The following is a 5,665-nucleotide window of genomic DNA, read 5'->3' as shown; positions in this document are numbered from 1 at the left end:
TGTCGGCGAGGTCGATGGCGGCGGTGAGGAGGGGGTGGTCCGTGGTGGTGAGTCCGGCTCCGGTGAGGTCGGTGCGGGGGGTGGGGTGGAGCCAGAAGTCCTCGTGCTGGAACGGATAGGTCGGCAGTTCCAGGGAGGCCGCGGTCCTGTTCGCCAGGAGGGGGGTGAGGTCGACGACGGCGCCGTGGGTGTGGAGGGTGGCCAGGGCCCGCAGCAGGGTGGTGGTCTCGTCGTGATCGGTGCGCAGGGCGGCGATCGCTGTGGGGGCGTCCAGGATGTTGTGGGTGAGGGAGGTCAGGACGGGGTCGGGGCCCAGTTCCAGGTAGGTGGTGATGCCGTGGGTGTGGAGGGTGTCGATGCCGTCGTGGAATCGGACGGCTGCCCGGATGTGCCGGGCCCAGTAGGCGGGGGTGGTCAGGGTGCCGGGTTCGGCCATGGCACCGGTGATGTTGGAGACCACGGCCAGAGACGGCTCATGGAAGACGATCCCGGCCAGGGCTTCCTCGAACGCGGCGGCGGCGGTGTCCATGTGGGAGGAGTGGAAGGCGTGCGACACCGTCAGACGCTTCGTGCGGGCACCCCGCCCGCGGAAGTGGTCCGCGATCTCGGTCACGGCGTCCGCATCACCGGAGATCACGACGGCGGCGGGCCCGTTGACCGCGGCCACCGACACCCGCCCCCCGAAGGAGGCGAGGTGGTCGGTGATCTCGCTCTCGGGTGCGGCGATCGCGGCCATCGCACCGCCGGGACGGGCCGCCTGCATCAGACGCCCCCGCGCCGCGACCAGGACACAGGCGTCCTCCAGGCAGAACACCCCGGCCGCCCAGGCCGCCGTGATCTCACCCACCGAGTGCCCCATCACCGCGTCCGGACGCACTCCCAGCCACGACACCAACGCGAACAGAGCCGACTCCACCGCGAACAGACCGGCCTGCGTGAACACCGTCTCGTCCAGCAAACCCGCAGCCTCGTCGCCGGGACGGGTGAACACCACGTCCCGCAACGACCCGACCGAACCCTGGCCCAGTTCCCGGACCAGCTCGCGGTCCAGGAAGACACAGGCCTCGTCGAACGCCGCTGCGAACACCGGGAACGCCTCATACAGTTCACGGCCCATCCCGGCACGCTGACTGCCCTGACCCGAGAACAGCAACGCCACACCAACGGCCTGCGAGGCCCGGCCACGGATCACATCCGCGACGGGCCGGTCCTCCGCAAGGGCCCGCAGACCCGCAAGCAGTTCCTCCCGGCTCTCCCCGAGTACCACGGCACGGTGCTCGAACACCGACCGCCCCGTCGCCAGGGAAAACCCCACATCAACCGGCTCCACCCCCGGCCTGCCCTCCAGGAACGCGGCGAGGTTCTGGGCCTGTTCGCGGAGCGCGTCTGCTGATTTGGCGGAGAGTATCCACGGGACAACCCCCGCACCCGGTACCGGGGTCGGCAGCGGGGTCGGTGCTGGCTGGGTGTTCTGTTCCGTGTCGGGGGTGGGGGTTTGTTCGAGGATGATGTGGGCGTTGGTGCCGGAGATGCCGAAGGAGGAGACCGCGGAGCGGCGGGGGCGGTCGGTCCGGGGCCAGGGGCGTTGTTCGGTGAGGAGTTCCACGGCTCCGCTGGTCCAGTCGACGTGCGGGGTGGGCTCGTCGATGTGGAGGGTTCTGGGCAGAGTGCCGTGGCGCATGGCCATGACCATCTTGATGACGCTGGCGACGCCGGCGGCGGCCTGGGTGTGACCGATGTTCGACTTCAGCGAGCCGAGCCACAGGGGATTGTCCTGCTGGTGGGCCTGGCCGTAGGTCGCCAGGAGTGCCTGGGCCTCGATCGGGTCGCCGAGCCTGGTACCGGTGCCGTGCGCGTCGACCGCGTCGACCTCGGCCGCCGACACCTGGGCATTGGCCAGGGCCTGACGGATCACCCGCTGCTGCGACGGACCGTTCGGAGCGGTCAGCCCGTTCGACGCACCGTCCTGATTGACCGCACTGCCCCGTACCGTCGCCAGCACCTCATGCCCATTACGCCGCGCATCCGACAACCGCTCCAACACCAACCAACCGACACCCTCTGCCCAGCCCGTGCCGTCGGCTTCCGCCGCGAATGCCTTGCACCGTCCGTCCGCCGACAGCCCACGCTGCCGACTGAACTCGACGAAGGTATTGGGTGTCGCCATGACCGTGACGCCGCCGGCCAGCGCCAAGGAGCATTCGTTCTTGCGCAGCGCCTGCCCTGCCTGGTGGAGGGCGACCAGCGACGACGAGCACGCCGTGTCCACGGTCACGGCGGGCCCTTCGAGGCCGAAAACATAGGCGATCCGGCCCGTGGCGATGCTGCCGAGACTGCCGTTGACCAGGTAACCCTCGAAACTCTTGGGTGCGGGCTTCAGCCGCGACGCGTAGTCGTTGTACATGACGCCCGCGAAGACTCCGGTGTCGCTGCCGCGCAACGTCTCCGGCACGATCCCGGCCCGCTCGAACGCCTCCCACGCCGTCTCCAGCAACAACCGCTGCTGGGGATCCATCGCGAGGGCCTCACGCGGCGAGATCCCGAAGAACTCCGCGTCGAAACCGGCCGCGCCATACAGGAAACCACCACTGCGCGTCGTCGACTTCCCGACCGCCTCGGGGTCCGGATCGTACAGATCCGCCACGTCCCAGCCCCGGTCACCCGGGAACTCCCCGACCGCGTCCACACCCCCCGCGACCAGATCCCACAAACCTTCCGGAGACACCACACCACCCGGAAAACGACAAGCCATACCGACAATCGCCAGCGGCTCATGAGCCCTGTCCTCGACATCAGCCAACTGACGACGGACCTGACGCAGATCGGCCGTTGCTCGCTTGAGGTACTCGCGGAACTTGTCTTCGGTGTTTCCCACGGGGCGGACCCTTTCGAGGCGGCCTGGCATGCGATCGGATGGAACGGTGCGGAGGGAGTCCCTCAGACTTCCTGCACGTCAATGGCGAGCGAGGGACAGCTGCGGGCCGCCTTCTGTGCTTCGGCGTGCAGGGCCGGCTCCGGCTCAGGGTTGAGCAGCACGACGACTCCGTCCTCGTCCCGCTGGTCGAACACGTCCGGGGCGGTCATCGCGCAGATTCCGGACGAGCAGCACTCTTCTTCATTGATCGTGATCAGCAGACGGCTCACCACGTCACCTCCAGTCGGTGGATTCCGAATACCGTCGCGTCCTTGAACGGAAGTTCTTCAGGAGGCGACACCAGGCGCAATTCGGGTATGCGCCTGAAGAGCGTGTTGTAGACGATTTCAAGCTCCGCACGGGCGAGGTTCTGGCCGAGACAGGCATGGACCCCGAAGCCGAAGGCGACATGGCCCGACGTCTCACGTTGCAGATTCAGCTCGCCCGGGTCGGGGAACACCCGCTCGTCGTGATTGGCGGCGGCCGCCGAGGCGATGAAGCCTTCGCCGGCCCGCACGACGACATCGCCGACCTCGATGTCCTCCAGGGCCACGCGGGCCGTGGGGTAGTCGACGATGCTGAAGTACCGCAGGAGTTCTTCGACGGCGCCTGCGGTCAGTGTCGGATCGGCCGTGATACGGGCGAGCTTCTCGGGCTCGCGCAGCAGGGCCGTCACACCGAGCGAGATCATGTTCGCGGTGGTCTCGTGACCGGCGATGAGCAGCAGTACGGCGAAGCCGGTCAGCAGCTCTTTGTCGTAGATGCCTGCCTCCCGGTACTTCACGGCGAGTCGGCTCAACAGCGCGTCGTCGGGTTCCGTGTCCTTGCTGCTGACAAGGTCTCCGAGGAATGTGAGCAGGGCACCGAAGGCGTGCTTCCGCTCATCGGGGGTGCTGGCACGGTCGAGCAGGACCTCGGTGTACTTCTGAAAGACGTCCCGGGTCTCGTAGGGCACACCCAGCAATTCGCATATGACGAGCGAGGGAACCGGAAGTGAGAGTTCCTGGACCAGATCGACCGGGCGGGAGTTCCCGGAATCCAGAATCCGGGTGATGCACTCGTCGACGATCTCCTGAATCCGAGGACGGAGCCTGCGCATCCGGCTGGCCGTGAACTCGCTGGTGACCATTCGCCGGTGCAGTGCATGCTCCGGCGAGTCCATCGAGAGCAGAAAGCCCTTTTGCGCAAAAACCCCGATGTCGGCGACGGTCGCGGGAAAGGCGGGGTGCGCCCGGTTCGAAGAGGTCGCCGGATTGCTCAGGAGGGTGCGCACATGTTCATGGCGCGTCGCCAGCCACGCTGTCCTGCCGTTCTGCAGAACGACATGGGACATCGGTTCCTCGGAACGCAGCCGCGCATATTCGGCGGGCGGGCTGAAAGGGCATGTGCGAGGCAAAGGAAAAGAAAGTTTTTCAGAGGTGCCGGGGTCGGTCATTTTGTCGACCTCTCGCTCGAACTATATGCATCCGTACGGTCAGGCTGAGAGAGCGTCGGGCAGCGTAGACATCGCTGCTTAACTCCTGCTAAATGGCGGCCGCTGCCGTCCGCCGCAGCTGCCGTGCACGCGCTCCTGCACCGATTTTCGGACGACGCTTTAGGTCGCATTAAGAGCAAGCCAAGGCCCGACCTGAAGGGTTACGAGCCGAACGGGTGGGCGCATGTAGGTCGGGCTGCCCCCCATGCACCGGTGCCCGGGTAGTTCGAGGGGATGGCTCTGCATGCCGACGACGGAAGACAAGCTCCGCGAGTACCTCAAGCGTGTGACGACCGATCTGCAGCAGACGCGTCGTCAGTTGGCTGATGTCGAGGACAGGGCTCATGAGCCGCTGGCGATTGTCGGTATGGCTTGTCGTTTTCCGGGTGGTGTGGTGTCTCCGGAAGGTTTGTGGGATCTGGTCGCGGGGGGTGTGGACGCGGTCGGGGAGTTCCCGGGTGACCGGGGCTGGGACGTGGCGGATCTGTACGATCCGGACCCCGAGGCGGTCGGGAAGTCGACGACGCGCAGTGGTGGTTTCCTGTATGGCGCGGCCGGGTTCGACGCGGAGTTCTTCGGGATCTCGCCGCGTGAGGCACTCGCGATGGATCCCCAGCAGCGGTTGTTGCTGGAGACGGCGTGGGAGGCGTTCGAGCGGGCCGGGATCGTGCCGGAGACGTTGCGCGGCAGCGACACCGGAGTCTTCGTTGGGGCCATTCCCCAGGACTACGCCCCCGAGGTCGGCCAGGTGCCCGGCGATGTCGAGGGCTACGTCGGCTCAGGCGTTCTGACCAGCGTCGCATCGGGCCGTATCGCGTACACCCTGGGGCTCGAAGGGCCCGCGGTCTCCGTGGACACGGCGTGCTCCGCGTCGCTCGTCGCCCTGCACATGGCGGCGCAGTCCCTGCGCAAGGGCGAGACCTCGCTCGCGCTGGCCGGCGGCGTGACCGTGATGTCCGCACCTCGCATCTTCGTCGAGTTCAGTCGGCAGCGTGGGCTGTCGGCGGACGGACGGTGCAAGGCATTCGCGGCAGGAGCCGACGGCACCGGCTTCTCCGAAGGTGTCGGTTGGTTGGTGTTGGAGCGGTTGTCGGATGCGCGGCGTAATGGGCATGAGGTGCTGGCGACGGTACGGGGCAGTGCGGTCAACCAGGACGGTGCGTCGAACGGGCTGACCGCTCCGAACGGTCCGTCGCAGCAGCGGGTGATCCGTCAGGCCCTGGCCAATGCCCAGGTGTCGGCGGCCGAGGTCGACGCGGTCGACGCGCACGGCACCG

Annotated in this window: 4 protein-coding genes; 1 reads left to right on the top strand and 3 read right to left on the bottom strand. The window is 67.4% G+C overall.

Annotated elements, in window-relative coordinates; translation table 11 throughout:
* The 3 genes from AADR41_RS40935 to AADR41_RS40925 form a co-directional block, all read right to left on the bottom strand.
* Positions 1-2,905, bottom strand: a 2,905-nt coding sequence (locus AADR41_RS40935; protein WP_342287443.1) for a type I polyketide synthase, incomplete at its 3' end; no start/stop codon positions are given.
* Positions 2,906-2,937: 32 nt separating this feature from the next.
* Positions 2,938-3,135, bottom strand: coding sequence for a ferredoxin (locus tag AADR41_RS40930; protein WP_259927302.1), 198 nt, complete (start codon positions 3,133-3,135; stop codon positions 2,938-2,940).
* A gap of 5 nt (positions 3,136-3,140) precedes the next feature.
* Complete coding sequence (locus AADR41_RS40925) at positions 3,141-4,349, bottom strand: cytochrome P450 (protein WP_342287441.1); 1,209 nt, start codon at positions 4,347-4,349, stop codon at positions 3,141-3,143.
* A 283-nt stretch (positions 4,350-4,632) separates the two neighbouring features.
* On the opposite strand from AADR41_RS40925, the gene AADR41_RS40920 reads away from it, so the two are divergent.
* A partial coding sequence (locus AADR41_RS40920) for a beta-ketoacyl synthase N-terminal-like domain-containing protein (RefSeq protein WP_342287439.1) occupies positions 4,633-5,665 on the top strand: 1,033 nt, incomplete at its 3' end.

The sequence above is a fragment of the Streptomyces sp. CLV115 genome, assembly GCF_038448545.1.
GTDB lineage: Bacteria > Actinomycetota > Actinomycetes > Streptomycetales > Streptomycetaceae > Streptomyces > Streptomyces sanglieri.
Note: the sequence above shows the minus strand (reverse complement) of the source record. Positions and strands in the feature narration are given on the sequence as shown.